Source organism: Buttiauxella sp. S19-1 (assembly GCF_022134725.1).
Lineage (GTDB): Bacteria > Pseudomonadota > Gammaproteobacteria > Enterobacterales > Enterobacteriaceae > Buttiauxella > Buttiauxella ferragutiae.
Genome location: NZ_JAHWLU010000257.1, coordinates 1 through 987, shown reverse-complemented (window position 1 = coordinate 987; position 987 = coordinate 1). Strand labels below are relative to the sequence as shown.

1 protein-coding gene and 1 pseudogene are annotated in these 987 nt (G+C 32.5%); both read right to left on the bottom strand.

Features of this window, described 5'->3' with window-relative positions:
- The coding region (locus MES37_RS24440) for a glycosyltransferase family 2 protein (protein ID WP_237932831.1) at positions 1-315 on the bottom strand (315 nt) is incomplete at its 3' end.
- Positions 296-987 (bottom strand): annotated as a pseudogene (locus tag MES37_RS24435) (O-unit flippase-like protein); the annotation flags it as partial. The gene MES37_RS24440 and the pseudogene MES37_RS24435, both read right to left, overlap by 20 nt.

The following is a 987-nucleotide window of genomic DNA, read 5'->3' as shown; positions in this document are numbered from 1 at the left end:
ATACTTACCTTTTGCTAAGGTAAGGCATTGATTCCAGTTTCCAAACATTCCATAATTACTATTGTTTTTATAATATACAAGTGGTTTATTTTTGAATTCGATCATCTCATTGATCGCAATATCATCATTTTCTGGGTCATTATCGACAACAATGATTTCCACATTGAAATTAAATGTATTTGCATATACGCTGCGTAACGTTTCCTTCAATAATTCAAACCGTTTATATGTAGGTATTGCAATACTCAGAATAATATTTTCGCTATTTTCAGCAGAAGAATTAATTATGCAGCGATTAGGCTTTACACTCATCATTACGAAAAAAGTCCTTATAAACAGACAATGGCCATTTCCAGTTGTTATACATTAACTGAATTATACCTTGAGCTAAGATTAATCCAATTATTCCCAGGTCAGTGAATTTAAGTAGCGAAAATGAAAGAATTATAATCAGAAAACCTGATATCAAAGCTGGTTTTACAAATGGGATTTTATTTCCTGTCGTAATGATTGTTGCACAGACAGAATGAATTAATTCAAGAAAATAGATAATTGCCAGAATGACTAGATACTTATCCGCCAAAAAGCCCACTTTGGAATGGAATACATCAATAATAATATTTGATAATAGATAAAAACAGCCAAAACCTACAATATAAATAGTGGCCGAGAGCCCTATTATTTTAATAATTAAATCTCGCAGATTACGTTTATCATTTGTTAGCACAAGCCTAGATAGTTCTGGAACCTTTATTGTCACAAAAACATTACCAACGGCTAGTAACGCCATATAAACTTGCAATGTAAACGTATACTCCCCTGCAAGGGATAAAGGTAGGAATATACCTGCAATCAAGACTGTAGCCCGACTGATCATGAAACTACCAAGACTAACCGTCCCTAGTTTAATTGTATTATGAGCTATATAAGGAATAGTAGACTCATTCTGCCCTGTATTTCTCTTCGATTCTTTAATATATATATTAC